The sequence below is a fragment of the Dyadobacter arcticus genome (genome assembly GCF_011762185.1).
In the GTDB taxonomy this organism is placed as follows: Bacteria; Bacteroidota; Bacteroidia; order Cytophagales; family Spirosomataceae; genus Dyadobacter; species Dyadobacter arcticus.
On record NZ_JAASQJ010000001.1, the window covers coordinates 637,819 to 654,111 of the forward strand.

The 16,293-nt window shown below is 44.0% G+C and carries 11 protein-coding genes; 5 read left to right on the forward strand and 6 right to left on the reverse strand.

The features are described 5' to 3' along the window. Positions 1–16: 16 nt before the first annotated feature. The 6 genes from FHS68_RS02865 to mdh all read right to left on the reverse strand — a co-directional run bounded on the left by FHS68_RS02865 (position 17) and on the right by mdh (position 11,321). Positions 17–1,672 (reverse strand): glucoamylase family protein, encoded by a 1,656-nt coding sequence (locus FHS68_RS02865; protein ID WP_167267057.1) that lies wholly within the window; start codon positions 1,670–1,672, stop codon positions 17–19. Between the two features lie 17 nt (positions 1,673–1,689). Further along, on the reverse strand, positions 1,690–2,532 hold the full coding sequence (locus tag FHS68_RS02870) for a LamG domain-containing protein (RefSeq protein WP_167267059.1): 843 nt from the start codon (positions 2,530–2,532) through the stop codon (positions 1,690–1,692). Between the two features lie 20 nt (positions 2,533–2,552). Continuing rightward, complete coding sequence (locus FHS68_RS02875; RefSeq protein ID WP_167267061.1) at positions 2,553–4,046, reverse strand: RagB/SusD family nutrient uptake outer membrane protein; 1,494 nt, start codon at positions 4,044–4,046, stop codon at positions 2,553–2,555. A 13-nt stretch (positions 4,047–4,059) separates the two neighbouring features. Continuing rightward, positions 4,060–7,092: a SusC/RagA family TonB-linked outer membrane protein gene (locus FHS68_RS02880; protein ID WP_167267062.1), complete on the reverse strand. Its 3,033-nt coding sequence runs from the start codon at positions 7,090–7,092 to the stop codon at positions 4,060–4,062. A gap of 167 nt (positions 7,093–7,259) precedes the next feature. Continuing rightward, entirely contained in the window at positions 7,260–10,115 is a 2,856-nt protein-coding gene (locus tag FHS68_RS02885; RefSeq protein WP_167267064.1) for a triple tyrosine motif-containing protein, read from the reverse strand. A gap of 279 nt (positions 10,116–10,394) precedes the next feature. Next, a complete protein-coding gene (mdh, locus tag FHS68_RS02890) occupies positions 10,395–11,321 on the reverse strand; it encodes a malate dehydrogenase (RefSeq protein ID WP_167267066.1) in 927 nt (308 codons plus the stop codon). Positions 11,322–11,529: 208 nt separating this feature from the next. On the opposite strand from mdh, the gene FHS68_RS02895 reads away from it, so the two are divergent. The 5 genes from FHS68_RS02895 to ruvA all read left to right on the forward strand — a co-directional run bounded on the left by FHS68_RS02895 (position 11,530) and on the right by ruvA (position 16,233). Continuing rightward, on the forward strand, positions 11,530–11,946 hold the full coding sequence (locus FHS68_RS02895) for a YkvA family protein (protein WP_167267067.1): 417 nt from the start codon (positions 11,530–11,532) through the stop codon (positions 11,944–11,946). Between the two features lie 68 nt (positions 11,947–12,014). Further along, positions 12,015–12,215: a Sec-independent protein translocase subunit TatA/TatB gene (locus tag FHS68_RS02900; protein ID WP_167267069.1), complete on the forward strand. Its 201-nt coding sequence runs from the start codon at positions 12,015–12,017 to the stop codon at positions 12,213–12,215. A 92-nt stretch (positions 12,216–12,307) separates the two neighbouring features. After that, positions 12,308–13,765: an Asp-tRNA(Asn)/Glu-tRNA(Gln) amidotransferase subunit GatA gene (gene gatA / locus FHS68_RS02905; protein WP_167267071.1), complete on the forward strand. Its 1,458-nt coding sequence runs from the start codon at positions 12,308–12,310 to the stop codon at positions 13,763–13,765. A 278-nt stretch (positions 13,766–14,043) separates the two neighbouring features. Further along, positions 14,044–15,609, forward strand: coding sequence for a lytic transglycosylase domain-containing protein (locus tag FHS68_RS02910; RefSeq protein WP_229211750.1), 1,566 nt, complete (start codon positions 14,044–14,046; stop codon positions 15,607–15,609). Positions 15,610–15,642: 33 nt separating this feature from the next. Further along, positions 15,643–16,233, forward strand: a complete 591-nt coding sequence (gene ruvA, locus FHS68_RS02915; protein WP_167267072.1) for a Holliday junction branch migration protein RuvA — start codon at positions 15,643–15,645, stop codon at positions 16,231–16,233. The last annotated feature ends 60 nt before the right edge of the window (positions 16,234–16,293 follow it).

Consider the following 16,293-nt stretch of genomic DNA (forward strand, 5'->3'; position numbering starts at 1 on the left):
TGAGTTTTTAAATGCCTTAGTTGAGATTAGGACTATTAAACCCTATTTTTTTAAGTCCCGCCTTTACTTCCGGGCAGCTCATAAACAATTTCCAGGGTAGGCCACTTCTTTGATTTTCGATCATGATCACGATTGGCCCCTGATCAATAGAAAGGTACGAATCCGCAAACCATAGTTCCTGCAATGAGAATGCATCATGAAACCCATATTCGCCCCATATTTTGTCCCCGAGCTTGTAGTAGAAAAATTTAAGGGCTTTCATGGATTCCGTTGGCGTGTATGGAAACGCGGAAAGGGCGGCTGTGGGCGAAACTACTCCTTTATCATTGGTTGGCGAATTGGCATTATAACCGTTTGGAATGTCGCTTGCAGTGAGTCCCCAGCACTGGTCGCTGTATCCATAAAATGATTGCGGATTGGTTTTACAGTAATTATAATTGATTAAGCTGTGGTTTTTATTCTGCGTAAAATAATTCGCAAAACGGTCTGTCAAACCTGTGGGATTCAGACCGAGGAAGGAATATTGTGAAAAAAACAAAGGCCCTCCATAGGGTTCGCCCAGAGGAAGTACCAGGCCATAATATTCTTTCCCGTTGACGAAATTCGCATTGCCTGCCCAGCCATTGTCGTAAACAACTTTTGTTATGGAATGGGTTGGAGAAGATGCCGCCAATGCATAGGTGATCAGACATTCATTCCAGCCTTTGATCTGATGGTTCATGTCCCAATTGTATTCAGGACTCCAATGCCAGTACAGGACATCCTCATTGTTTTTCCTGAACCAATCCCATTCTACGCTTTGCCAGATTGTGTTAATGTTAGCCCGCAAAGTTGTTTCGGCAGCATTTGCACTATTGAAATACTGACGGGCAGTCAATAAGCCCTGAATAAGATACGAGGTTTCCACAAGATCAGCCCCATTGTCTTTGGTACTGAATGGCTGAACTGCTCCGGTAGCACCATTGAGCCAATGCGGAAAGGCACCATGAAACTTCTGAGCCTTATCTTTTAGGAAACCAACGATCTTCTGCATCCGCTCCAGACCTTGTGTCCTGGAAATGAATTTTCGCTCGATGGCAATTGGAATGGTCATAACGCCAAAACCGCTGCCGCCACTGGTTACCACATCACCAGAGCTGTTCCTTTCTCTTGCTAAGCCGCTTATTGGATGTCCGAAATCCCAAAAATATTTGAATGTTTGTTTTTGCACCAGGGTAAGAAGTGCGTCGTCAGAAACAACCGGAAACTTATCCGTCGAATCGAGCGCTGTTGTGAGATTAACCTTTACCTCACTGAGCAATGTACCGTTGGCTTTCGACTTTAACGCCTTGGTCGCCGAAACCGTGTAAGCCTGAAGGTAATCCAGATTTGAGGAAGGCGTGATCAGGACAGTGCTGTCGCCGTTTTCCAGTGTTGTGGAAAAGGCAATGCTTTCACCCGTTTTGGATTTGAAAGTAATTGCGCTTGCGAAGGAGCTATTATTTAAAGAAGATGAAAATGTAAACCTGACTTTTGGTTTCAGGTTCACATTAACGTAGTCAAATCCTGAATAGGAATCATTGACTTTCAGGCTATTAAAACCGAAAGAGGAGGGGGTGGCTGGTGGTGTAGGCTTGGGATCCTGCTCTGATTTGCAGGAAATCCCAAGCCACAAGAACAGGCCAATATGCATAAGTTTTCTAAGAGGCATTATTTCCCTCGTGATTCTAGTTTCACCAGCGCATCTACTTCATTGTCTTTCAAGGCAACATCGTAAATACGCACTTCGTCAAGCAGACCGGTCAGGTAACTTGCCCAATCTTGACCTTTCGCTCCGGTGGTAAGACTTGGGGTAGTTTGGAACTGGACAGTACCAAAAACCATTTGCCCTGGATTTTTCCATTTAAGGTTTCCAAACTTGGGAACAGTGCTGGTTGCGGTCTTGGATCCATTGACATATATTGAAAAAGTAGAACTTGTTGCATCGTAGCTCAATGCAATGTGCGTCCATGAATTGTACAGGTTCACAATACCTTCCTTTGCAACCCAGGTATCCAAGGTGTCATTTTGAATGTGGGCCTTGAAGATTCCGTCGGTAGTAGTACCGCCATTTTCGAAAAAAGTCTCAATGTTTCCCCAGAACCCATCTTTTTTAGATAATCCCACCAAGCCGATGATTCCGCCCGCCGCTGTGGTGGACTGGCTGTTCACCCAATAAGTCATTGTGAAACTCTTCAAACCAAGAATTGCTGCGGTTGGATTAAAAAGCACATATCCACTTTTTGCTCCCTTCATTGCCTTGCCCTTCAAGCCATTGGCGAAAGTGGTACCTGTGTTAGTACCGGCAGTTTTCGAAACAACATCCACATAGTCGCCGTCGAATGGGAAATAAGCGATGAGATTAGCAGATGCGATCTCACTTGTTGAAGTGAAACCGCCAATGGATACGCTGGGTGCATAGCTTTCAGGATCGAACTTTTCATAGCAGGAGGAAGCGCCTACTAGTAGCAAGCCACTGATTACCCATATCATTTTATTCGTTAAAGCTTTCATCGATAAATCGTGGTTTACAATTAATATCCTGGATTTTGAACCAATACACCTGCACTCAAGTCCAACTCATTTTGTGGGAGCGGCCAAACTTCATTTTTACCAGCTTTCCAACCTTTTGGTCCAAAAACCTCAGCACCACGTCCCTGACGGATCACATCAAAGTAGCGGTCATTTTCCATCGCAAGTTCTACATGACGTTCATTCCAGATTGCCGTACGTAATGCAGCTTTATCAGTTGCAATTACTTTTGGAAGAATGGTTTTACTGGCCCCTCTTGCACGTGCCCTCACCAATTCCAGAGAAGCCAGCGCTTGCGCGGTATTTCCCAGTTCGTTAGCAGCTTCCGCATTCATAAGCAATACATCGGCGTAACGGATAACCCTCACATTCTGCTGGGAACCTTCATTGAAACCAGTTGTGTAAAGGCCAAATGGCACATATGACTTTTGGTTATACATTGGATTATCGCCTATTGCGGCGATCGCGTCACCGGCAGGAGTGGTTTCTCCTCTGAAAATGATGGTAGCATCTCTTCTCGGATCGCCTGCTTCATAAGAATCTGCCAATGTTTTGGTCGGTGTATTAAATCCCCAGCCGCCGCCGGTAACCCCACGAACCCCCTGAACCTGTGAATATTGCGAATTGGAAGCATCTGCATTGGAAGGAATCAGCTCATTCTGGATTTCGAAAATGGATTCAACAGAGTTTTCATTGGCAACGCGGAACAGCGCCTCATAATTTGGAAATAGTGAATATTGTCCCGATGTGATCACCTGGGTGGTAAGGTCAAAAACCTGCTGCCATTTTTGCTGGTACATGGATACCTTGGCAAGCAAACTCGACGCAGCACCTTTGGTAATTCGGCCACGATCAGCTGCTCCATAGCTAAGAGGCAATACTGCGGCCGCGTCGGTCAAGTCTTTCTCGATAGCAGCGTAGACTTCTGCCTTGGGATTGCGTGGAATGTTGTATTCGGTTGCATCCTTTGGAAGAGTTAACCTAAGTGGAACATCTCCAAATGCCCGCACAAGACGGAAGTAGGAATAGGCTCGAATGAATTTCGCTTCTGCCAGGTATCTCGCTTTCAGGGTTTCATCCATGCTGATCGCGGGAATGTTATCAATCACCTGATTGGCATAATTGATATTCTGATATTGCCCAGACCAGAAACCGCCCAACTGTCCGTCGCCGGATCCTACCGAAAAGTTATCATAATCGTTAAAAAATGTTGCATCCGAAGGTGTACTGCCTTTTTCGGCATCGTCGGAACCGACACTTTCAATGGCGATAGGTGCGAAAGCTGTATTATTCCAGCCACGGAGATTGGCATACATGGCATTCACGGCCTTTGTTGCATCTTCTCCGCTTTGCCAGAAAACGGTGCCTGCCTGTTTACCCTGAGGGTCGGTGTCCAGAAAACCCTGGTCACAAGCGGAAGGGATCATGAGAAGCCCAATCAGGCTTAGATAAAGTCCCGTCCGTTTTAAACTATTTTTAAACATTAAATTTTTCATGTTGATGCTGATATTAGAAAGTAACATTAATACCAAAGTTGTAAGTTGCCGAAAGTGGGTACACATTGGCGTCGATTCCGGCCTGCGTTGGTTTATTTTCATTCGCCCTCACCTCAGGGGAAAGTCCTTTGTATTTGAAGAAATTTAAAGGGTTTTGCGCATTTGCATATAAACGGAGCTTCCTGATTTTCAGTTTTTCGTTCACTGCCTGAGGGAACGTAAAGCCCAGCTGCGCATTTCTCACCCGGAAATAACTTCCGCTTTGAACATAGAATGTATTAGGCGAATAATTGGAACCGCCACCAATATTTGCCGATGGGTAAGTGTTGGAAATTCCTTCCCCATGCCAGCGGTTATCATAGAAATCTTTCGTGAAGTTTTCATTCCCGTACCGCCATCCAAGATTCGCATTATAAATGTCAATCTTAGCGACACCTTGGAAATCAAGAGATAAGTCAATGTTACGGTAGTTGAAGCTGGTGTTGATACCGTAAGTGAACTTAGGATTGGGATTGCCGATCACTTGTCTGTCCAGACCTGTGATTGCGCCGTCGGGGGTACCCGAAGTTCCACTGATATCACGGTATTTAAAATCGCCTGGTTTAGCATTGGGCTGCGCAGACTTAGCGATTTCATCCGCATTCTGGAAAATGCCGTCTACGACGTAGCCATAAAATGAGCCAATTGGGTCACCTACTTTCGTACGGGTCGCCAGGGCACCGCTAGTAAGTCCCACGCCACCGTCATAAATCGGATTAGCTCCCGATGATACAGCTAAAACTGTATTGTCATTGATACCGCCGTTGAAGCCAATGCTGTAAGTAAGGTCCTTACTGATATCGTCTCTCCAGTTCAATGCAAATTCAAAACCTTTGTTCTGAAAGTCAGCCTGGTTACCTACAATCCTTCCCGATTCTGTTCCGATTGAGCTTAGTACAGGAATGTCAAAAATGGCCCGCTCTGTTTTCTTGACATAATAATCCAATTCAACTGAAAGCCGTGATTTTAGGAATGATGCTTCCAAACCAATATCCGTTCCAACACCTCTTTCCCAATAGGTTGTCGGTGGAATAATGGTGTTGATGCTGGCACCTGTATTCAATGCGCCTCCGAAAATAGCCGCAAGTCCGCCACCTGTTGCAACGGTCAATGTAGAGAGATTGGAAGGCACGGATGCATTCCCGATTTTACCCCAGCTACCTCTGATTTTCAGGTTATCGACAAAATTCTGCCCCTTCATGAAGGATTCATTACTAATCACCCAGCCCGCACCGATCGAAGGGAAATAGCCCCAGGCATTGCCTCCCTGGAAAAACTTCGAAGATCCGTCGGCGCGAAGAGAGGCATTAAGCAGGTAACGGTCTCCAAATGAATAGTTAACCCGCCCAAAATAGGATGCATAAGTCGCCAGATCGCCTTCATCCACTACATTGCGGCCATCGGTATTTCCAAGAGTCAGGTATAAATCACCTTCGCTGGAATAAGGCACATTCAATGCGCTGGCTGTCAGCTTGTAAGACTGGTCACGCTGGGCAGACTGGCCGATCAGCGCGGTAAGGCTATGATTTCCGAAATCTTTGGTGTAGGTCAAAGTGTTTTCAAAAATCCAGTAGCGACTTTGCGGACGCGTGAATTCAAGGCGACTTGTGGTGTTGCGCTGCTTAAAAGTAGCAACGTATTCAGGGTTATAAAAGCGAGTTTCATCCTGCGCATAACGTCCGCCGAGGCTGCTTCTAAAAGTCAGGCCCTTCAGAATGGATAATTCCGCGTAAGCGTTTCCGGTAAGTAATGTTTTCTTGGTGTTCTGATTGTAGTAATCGATCGTAACCTGTGGGTTGAAGTTATTACCGTCCCCCAGATTGTAGTCGGTCGGATCGCCATAAGTACCATCGTCGTAATAAACAGGTACAACTGGACCGGCTGCGTACAGCTGCCTGAATATTCCGCCCGCTTCGTCTTGTGATTTGCTGAAAGAACCGGTTGCGGTATACCCGATTTTTAAAGCCTTAAAAACCTGAAAGTCGTTCTGAAGACGTGCGGTGTAGCGTTTGAAATTATTTTTTTCAACAATACCATCCTGGTTCAGATATCCGACTGAGAAATTGTAAGTCGAATTTTCTCCTCCGCCGCTGATGGAAAGCTGGTGATTGTTTACCATCGCATTTCTTAAAATCTGATGATACCAGTCTGTTCCTTCTCCATATTGGCTTGGATCAAGGACGTTTCCCTTGCCATTGATATTGCTCAACTCGTTAACCATGGTGGCATATTCATTTGCATTAGCCATTTTGATCTGGTTGGTGACTTTTTGGAAGCCCACAAAACCATTGTAGTTAACAACTGCTTTTCCTGCTTTTCCTTTTTTGGTTGAAATCAGCACGACGCCATTTGCAGCGCGAACACCATAAATAGACTGGCTTGAGGCGTCTTTCAGGATGTTCATACTTTCGATGTCCCCTGAATTCAGGAAGCTGATGTCATCAAACCAAACGCCATCCACAACATACAATGGATTGGCACTTCCGTAAGCCGTTCCTACACCGCGAATCCGAATTTGGGGAGCTTCACCTGGTTTTCCGGAGTTGTTAATCTGAACACCAGCGACTTTTCCCTGTAAACCACTTACCGCGTTCATGGAAGGCTGTTTTGAAATTTCCTCACCTTTGATCTGAACGACAGAACCAGTTATGTCCAGTTTCTTTTGCGTTCCATAACCCACAATAACCACTTCATTCAAGGCTTTGGCGTCTTCCTGCAGGATGACGTTCAGAACAGTTTGTGTTCCAACCGCTACTTCCTGCGCCGTCATCCCGATCATCGAGAACACTAAAATCGATTGTACTGATGGTACCTTGATTGTGTAATTCCCTTCGACGTCCGTCGGAACACCTGTTGTTGTCCCTTTTATCAGCACACTTGCTCCCGGAAGAGCAGAACCGTCCGAGCCAGAAGTGACTTTTCCTGTTACATTGATTTCCTGCGCGTAGGAAAGCGTCCCAAAGCATAGGAAAACAAGGATGTACAGCAGTCGTACAGTAGTTTTCATTAGTATTTAATTAGTTGATAGAATTATTATAAGAATTAATTGTCTTCAAATATAAATCCAGGATGTGGAAGGAATCAAAAAAAGCACTACATCACCATTACATCAATGGGAATAATGCAATGGTTGATTAAATTATGGGGCTTTTATCTCAGATAAATGCAAGTGGCTTAAATATCCATCATAGCTTGCACAAGATTGGCTTCCAAATTTAATCCCAGTTTTTTCCGGAGTCGGTAACGCTTTATTCCCACACCACGGATGGATATTCCCAATACGGGAGCCATTTCCTTTGTTGAAAGATTCATGCGGAGGCAGGCGGCCAGACGTAGTTCTGAAGGGGATATGGAAGGATATGATTGTCGGAGCCTTTTGAAGAATTGCTCGTGGACTTCGTCAAAATTTTGCTCAAAAAGCACCCAGTCATCCTTTCCTGCAACATTACGTTCAATGCTATTGAGTAGTTTCTGATAATGTATATTGGGAAGCTGCTGCCCAAGCTCTTCCTTAACCTGTTTTAGCTCGTCCCTGATTTCTTCGAGGATCTCATTTTTGCGCACCACATTAATGGCCACATTGCTAAGCTGCTGGCTCTTGCTTTGAATATCGCTCTGAAGTTTTTCATTTTGGATTCGCATAATTTGCCGCTCACTCGAAAGACGTTGTTGATGTAATTTCTCTTCCTGCTCCTCAATCAATCTTGAACGGTGACTTGCTAAACGTTTCTCCTGATAATATATTAGTCCAAGTAATAACATCAACGTCAGCACAGCAAATAGGATCCTGGCGAAGACGGTTTCTCTCCAAAAGGGTTTAATGCTAAATGAATACAATGCGCTCGAATCATTCAAATTGCTACGGATCTCAAAAATATAGTCAGCCGATTCCAAGTTTGTAAACTCCACGAAATTCTGGCTTGTCCATTCGGACCATTGGTCTGTAAGACCTTTCAAACGGTACTTGAATTGAATATTTTGCCCATATTCGGGCAGCGCATACATGATCCTGACTGCGCGTACCTCCGAAGGCAAGGCGGGTTTTCCTGAGATACCGAACGTTTCTGAAAGATTTCTCAGATTAGCAACCTTCCGAATGATTGGCACTGAAATAATCTCATTCTCTTCCTTGTCGGATACTCGGTTATACAAAGCATAGCCATTGTCCAAACAGAAAAAGTAATATCCGGCTGAAATTGGAATGATGGTTTCGTTATTTCTGATCAGGGTTAAGGCTAGATTTGCTGGCTTTTTACCGGCCGGATAAAAGGTCACCCGATTCATGAAGACCTTAAACCAATCGCCATTAGTCCCGATCCTGACTTTAAAAGCTTCGTCTTCTGTTGGGAAATCTGGACTCGGGCGTAAGTTGTTTTTAGAATCTGGTTGAAGAAAAGTATGTCCTGACCGGATGAGTATTTGTTTTTTCCATTCGGTTATTTCAATTGAAAATTCGCTGGGCAGTTTTTTTGGGGCCTTCAATTCCCTCCATTGGAACGCTGAGTCCAGTTGTGGGGTTAGGCGAGCTGTAAAAAGGCCTTTGTAAGCATGTCCAAGCCAAAATGTTCCTTTGATATCCGTTTCAATCTGGCGGATCGGAATGGGCAAAACCGCTTTAACAGGGTATGCGTATGACCAAAGCTTCTGAGGATTCTTCCTGTATACGTGTAAGCCATTGTAGGTACCCTGGAGAAGCAAGGTATCATTTCCATTCACAACCGGTCGAATAATCCAGCCTCCTGTAATGTCGGATATTTTTTTGATCCCATTTTCTTCAATGCGATAAGTGGCATCGTTGTGCCCGCACAAAAGCTGGTCGTCGAATACAGTCAGGGCCCAGGTCTGTCCTTCGAGCCCGGGAACGGAGCGGAATGGTTCGGAGGAGAGCCATTTTTTTACAAATACTCCTTTATTGGAGCCCACATATAATTTTTCATGCCAAATAGCGGCAGCGTAGGTAGAGCCTAATGGGTTGTCGTTGGTTTGGTAGGAGATAATCGGAGAAGACATTTTAATCATATCGATGCCTTGATCAAGGCCTATCCAAAGTTGTTTGCGAGTGTCTTCTGTCAATCCAAGTACCGTATTGTTTTGTAACCCTGTTTCCTTATTAAATTGATATTTAAGATTTCCATCCTTCGAAAAAACGTATACGCCGTTCTGAATCGTCCCAAATACAAGACTGCTGTCCTGGCTCAGAATAATAGCTCGGTTGAGGATATTTCGTTTCAATTCTTGCGAAAGAGGAATGTTCCAGGGCTTAATACTTCCATTTCGCCAGACAAATAGCCCTTTCTTAGTGGTAGTGATCAAAAGCCTGTCATTGGACAAGGGAAGAATAGACGAAACAATGGTGGCGGCCAAAGATTCTGTACCCGGCACAGGTTCGAATTTCGTGTCTTTGAGTTTATATAACCCCTTGCCAATGAGCTGGATAAGCAGACGGCCTTGCACATATCTCAGAAACATAAAATTTCCGGACGCCCCTATTTCTACCAGGTTTTTCCCGTCATATCGGTAGATTTTGGCGAATGATTGAAAATAAATGTAATCCGGAGTTTTTAGGATGTGCCAGATTTCCTCGGTTTTAAGGCTCGGGAAATTTGCCTTGCTGCTAAGCGAATAGTATTTAAGCTGACCGTCTGCTTCTTTTTTCCAATATCCAAACTCTGCAAACCCACCTGCATAAATGCGCTTCTCCCGATCCGTTTCGTCGAACAACACAGTTCTTACAATCTGACCATCGGGCAAAGGATATAGCCGCCAGGATGCGCCGTCGTATTCCAACAAGCCATCGGAATTCGCAGCATAAATCATGTGGTCGGAACTTTGACTGATCTGCCAATTCTGATTATGTGCCTTAAATAATGATGAGGAATAGTGGACGAGTGGCGGTGTTTCCTGTGCGTGGAGGTTTGAAAAAATCAACAATAGAAACAGTAAGGCAGCCAACAAACCAGTCTTGTGTTTTGACGACCGGTATGTTCGTTTAGCATGCGTGTGTAGCCTTACTGGATGGTCGAAAATCATTTCAACTGCTTTTTGATACTTTTTAACGCTCCATTAAAGATTGAGTATGCGATTTGCCCTAAAATTGATCACGTTTATAATGAAAAAAATACTTTCATAATGCTGCTTAGCATTAACCTGGCCACGGCGCAAGTAAGCCTTTCGACGGCAAGACCAGGAGCGATATTCGCTACAATCTTAATGAATCCGGTTCATACTATGTAAAACAATGAAATTTGAGCAAAAGAAAAGCCGATCCAAAATTTTGGACCGGCTTGTATGGTGGGCATATTTAAGTTGTTACAAACTTAATGCGCCGTTCATTGAGCGAACGGCTTCGGCAGACTTTTCAAAAGCGGCTTTTTCCGTGTCGCTCAGACGAAGGTTGATAATTTTTTCCCAACCGCTTCTTCCCAAAACAACTGGTACGCCCATGCAAATATCCTTTTGGCCATATTCACCATTAAGGTAAACGCTGCATGGTACGATGCGTTTCTGGTTACGGACAATGCTTTCCACTAATAGCAAAGTAGCTGCACCTGGCGCATACCATGCAGAAGTACCGATCAGTTTGGTTAATGTAGCGCCGCCAACCATGGTATCGGCTGCTACTTTTTCCAATTGTTCAGCGGAAAGAAAACGGCTTACGGGAATACCATTGTAGGTTGCAAGCCGGGTAAGCGGGATCATGGTTGTATCTCCGTGCCCACCAATCACCATGCCGTGAATATCCAGGGGCGATGCATCCATGGCAAGTGCCAGATAGGTTTTAAAGCGAGCGCTATCCAACGCCCCGCCCATTCCGATCAGACGTTTTTTTGGAATACCAGACTCTTTCAGTGCCAGGTAAGTCATCGTATCCATCGGATTTGACACGACAATGATGATGGCTTTGGGGGAATATTTGAGAATATTTTCAGTAACTCCTTTAACGATCCCAGCATTAATACCAATCAATTCTTCACGGGTCATTCCTGGCTTACGTGGCAAACCAGATGTGACCACAACAACATCGGATCCTTTGGTTTTTTCGTAATCGTTGGTAGAGCCGATGGGTTTGGTATTAAAGCCAAGCAATGCTGCTGTTTGGTACATGTCGAGTGCTTTGCCTTCGCTCACACCTTCTTTGATATCAAGCAAAACGACCTCCTCTGCCAGTTCACGACGAATAATATTATCGGCAGTGGTTGCACCGACGGCGCCCGCACCTACAACAGTAATCTTCATAGAAAAATATGGTTAATTGTATAGAAATTAATGCTTTTTAAATTTTTGCCTAAAAGTAGGATACATAATTTGTTTAACCCAAGACGAATGTAATTTTTTGCCAGAAAACTCGTAGTGGTGATCCAAAATGCAATTATTTACGTATCTTGATAGTTATATTGGCATTACAAACCACTTTTTCTTGCTTAATATAATGAAGGATGAGTCAATGATTTCACAGATTTTAAGATCAGTTTTTTTTAAAAGCGCCGCGGGAAAAGCAGGCCGTTATGCCAAGAGTTCAGGCAAGTTGTTTGAATTGGTCAAAGAGACGGTCAGCAAGCTTCAGAAAGTAGGCTTTAAAGAGAACTTTTCGGAGTTTCAAACCAATGTGCAGTTGTTGATCCGGATGATCCGGGCTTATGCTTCCGGGGAGTATAGAAACCTGCCTTGGAAGAGCTTACTTTCCATTGTTGCAGTGCTTATTTATTTCGTTTCCCCGATTGACTTAATACCTGATTTCCTGCCATTTATAGGCATTACGGACGATGTTGCGCTGGTCGTTTGGCTTATCAAAACTTTCGCTGACGATGTGAAGAAATTTGGTGAATGGGAGAAGCAGGAAAAAACGATTAATATAGGATAAAGTAGTAATCAGTTATAGTTCTTGTAAAAAAGAATAGTTATTTTTGTAAACATTAAAAAAGAAAAAACATGGAATCAATAACCGTTTTAGGCATCATGGGATTAGGTGGACAAGAAATCTTTTTGGTTGCCTTGTTCGTCTTACTCTTCTTCGGTGCGAAGAAAATTCCTGAATTGATGCGCGGCCTTGGCCAAGGTATCAATGAGTTCAAGAGCGCAACCAAAGACGTTAAAGAAAATATTGAGAAAAGCATGGAAGACCCAAAGTAACTCTTCCCTCTTATCGATTTCATAACCAGAGCCTATAAGCTTCAACTTATCGGCTCTGATTCTTTATTTACAACCCCACAAAAATTTCTACATTGAAGGAATATCTGACGCTAGCCGATATACAGGAAGATTTGCGTGCAGGAGATTTGACCTGTGTCAAGTTAGTTGATCATTATTTACAAAAAATTGAATCCAATAAACATCTGAATGCCTTTGTCGAAGTTTATGCTGACGAAGCAAAAAAAGCAGCCCTTGCTTTGGATGAAAAAATAGCTACCCAAACTGCTGGGAAATTGGCAGGTCTGGTGATTGGATTAAAAGACGTACTTTCTCTCAAAGGACACGGTTTGCAAGCCGGTAGTAAAATCCTTCAAGATTATAAAGCTCCATTTACCGCGACAGCCGTTCAACGCCTGATTGATGAAGATGCGATTGTCATTGGAAGGCAAAATTGTGATGAATTCGCAATGGGTTCCTCAAACGAAAATTCTTCATTTGGTCCCGTATTGAATGCGGCCGACAATACAAAGGTTCCGGGCGGTTCGTCCGGAGGGTCTGCTGTTGCAGTTCAGGCTGGAATGTGCCATGCTTCTTTGGGTAGTGATACTGGCGGTTCTGTCCGGCAACCTGCTGCTTTTTGTGGGGTAATTGGGGTAAAACCTTCATATGGCAGGGTTTCGCGATATGGCCTCATCGCCTATGCATCGTCTTTTGATTGCATCGGGCCAATTACAAAAAGTATAGAAGACGCTGCATTGATCCTGGAAATTATGGCTGGCGCTGATGATTTCGATAGTACAGTTTCTGAAAAGCGGGTACCTTCTTATTCTTCGCTTTTGATGTGGAAAGGAAATGCCAGGATTGGCTATATCCGTGAAGCGGTAGAAAGCACTGCAATATCTCTCGAAATCCGTCAGCAAACCCTTGAAATGCTGAATCGGCTACGTGCCGAAGGACATGAAGTCACTCCTGTTGAGATTCCGCTGGTTGATGCATTGCTGCCAACTTATTACATTTTGACTACCGCGGAGGCCAGTTCGAACTTGTCCCGGTTTGATGGTGTGCGGTATGGTTACAGAAGTTCCGAAGCAACCGACCTTGAAAGTATGTATAAAAAAACACGTACAGAAGCATTTGGGGAAGAGGTAAAACGGAGAATATTGCTCGGCACTTTTGTGTTAAGTGCAAATTATTATGATGCATACTATACCAAGGCGCAACGCGTTAGAAGATTGGTGCGGGAGGAAACGGATAAGTTTTTCGAATCATTTGATTTTCTGATTTCCCCGGTTACACCAACAACCGCCTTTACAATAGGAGAAAAAACAGAAGATCCGTTGCAAATGTATCTTGCTGATATATTTACGGTTCAAGCCAATGTGGTGGGGAATCCTGCTATTTCAATTCCAAATGGTGTGGACGATAATGGGATGCCTATTGGAATTCAGGTAATGGCTCCTTATTTTGGGGAAGAAAAAATGCTGGCATTTGCCCATTATCTTTCCGGGCTGAATAAAAAGGTTGCCGAAGAATACGATACAAATCACTAGATTGCTTAACTGTATGCAGTTATTTTTGTGATCATGCTTACTAAGCTGCATTTGTATCAGGACCCAGTGTTTGAACGAAAAATATCATGCCAGTATAACAGGCGGTTTTGTTAAAGTTATTCGGTCAAAGATTTTTTGTGAGCGGGGCGTGAAATGTGTTAGAGATTATTCTGATTCATCAAGGAAAATTAAAAGGGATTTTTTATCTGTAAGTTGTTCATTAACAGGTACGAGCCATTGAAAACCGTGAATTGATTAACCTTCAAAAAGTATTATTGATGAGGATTTCGAAAAAAGTGTTGTGGCTCGGAGCCATGTGTTTGGGATACTGGAACTCGGCCGCGTTGGCGAATATTCCACAGGAGAAGTTAGCATTCGAGCCAGATACGCTGGAAACAATTACTCAGGCAGATGAAAAACTGCTACCTTATTTACCAGAAGTAGAAGAGATTGGCCCTAATCCTGCGGTGCCCCAGGAACTTCTCAGAGAGCGGTTTGCAAAACTTGAAAATGCAATCCCGCTCACCTACCATAAGTCTTCTCACGAATTCGTAGAATATTTTATCTACAAAAAGGCGGACTTTACGAAAACGATGATGGAGAAAATGCCGCTCTATTTTCCCCTTTTTGAAAAAGCACTGGCGCGTCATGGCCTGCCTACCGAACTCAAATATCTTTCAATGATAGAATCGGGGCTTAACCCGACAGTGATTTCACGTGCCCGAGCTGGCGGATTGTGGCAGTTTATGCCGGCAACAGGTCGTGAGTTTGGCTTGCATCAAGACAAATACATTGATGAACGTTTTGAACCCGCCAAAGCCACAGAGGCCGCATGCATGTACCTTGCGCAGCTATATCGGATTTTTGGTGATTGGGAGCTTGCACTCGCTTCCTACAATACAGGACCGGGCAATGTGAAGCGAGCCATGAGACGCTCTCGCGGAACCACTTTTTGGACTATCTACAATGTACTTCCCCGCGAAACACGCTCCTATGTTCCGCAATATGTCGCCATGAACTATATGATGAATTATGGGTATGACCATGGTATCTATCCGGAAAAAATGGAGTTTCAGATTCCAAATGATACCATACATATTGACGGCTATATTGATCTGGTTACTTTTTGCCAGCAAAGCAATATCAATTTCGAAGATCTCAAAAAACTTAATCCCCAGATTACCAAAACATCACTTCCTGATCAAACAAGGGATTTTATATTAAAAGTACCGAGTGTTCAGTATACTTACTTTGTCAGCAACCGCAATGTGATCATGGATTCGTGCACCAGAAGGTACACAGCTTCGGGGATGATGATCGCGAAGGTAGATAGCACTACGGTGGATTCATTGAGCAGGAATTCGGCATTTCCATACGCTTTGGTAAGTAATGAGGTCGGCTCGGGCGAAGATGAGGAAAACGAGGAAAAGGAAGTAGTGGTAACGAGCCGCAGCAAAACAAAAAAATCATCCCACACTGTTCGGCGTGGAGAAAATTTGGGAGCTATTGCCAGGAGATATCACGTTTCCGTCTCGGAGCTCAGAAGATGGAACCACATTCGCCGGAATAACATCCAAAGAGGCCAGCGACTGGTGATTTACAGGGAGGTAAGAGTAACTGCACCTACAACTCGCGTGGCAATCGCATCTTATCGTGCCGATGAACAGCAGCAGCCTGCGAAAAAGGCCAGGCATATTAGTAAACGTTACCATACCGTACAAAAAGGCGACACCTTATGGATCATTTCGCAGCGTTACGGACTGGAAATCGGGCAATTGAAGAAGCGGAATAGAATCAGGGGCAACGCGATCAAGCCAGGCCAAAAATTGATCATTTCGACCTAGTAAACGAGAGTTACAAGCACACATACTACATATATGATTGCCTACGTTAACGGAACTGTAACCTATAAAGATCCGGCTTACGCCATTATTGATGTAAATGGAATAGGCTATGAAGTACGCATTTCATTACAGACCTATACTTCACTTCCGGACTTGGGTGAGCGTTGCAAATTGGTAACGTTTTTGAGTATACGGGAAGATGCCCACGTTCTTTTCGGCTTTTGGGGAATTGATGAAAAAGCGCTTTTTCTTGACCTGGTTGGTATTTCGGGAATTGGACCCTCGACAGCTCTGATTATGCTTTCTTCACTCTCCTCATCAGAAATCCGGCGGGGGATTATAGATGAAGACCTGCGCCTGATTCAATCGATTAAAGGCATCGGATCAAAAACTGCTCAACGCGTTATTCTGGAATTAAGAGATAAAATACGCAAGGAAGAGCTGACATCAACAGGTCCTAAATCCTCAGAAACATCTTCCAACCATTTAAGAAGTGAAGCATTAGCTGCATTGGTAACGTTGGGAATCCCCAAGGCCACTGCGGAGAAAAGTCTGGACACCATTGTAAAACGGGAAGGACTGGATATGACTGTTGAAAACTTAATAAAACTGGCGCTTCGTTGACCAGTACCACAATGATATTTGGCGAAAAATTTTACGATAGTAAATTAGTATTGGTGGCTT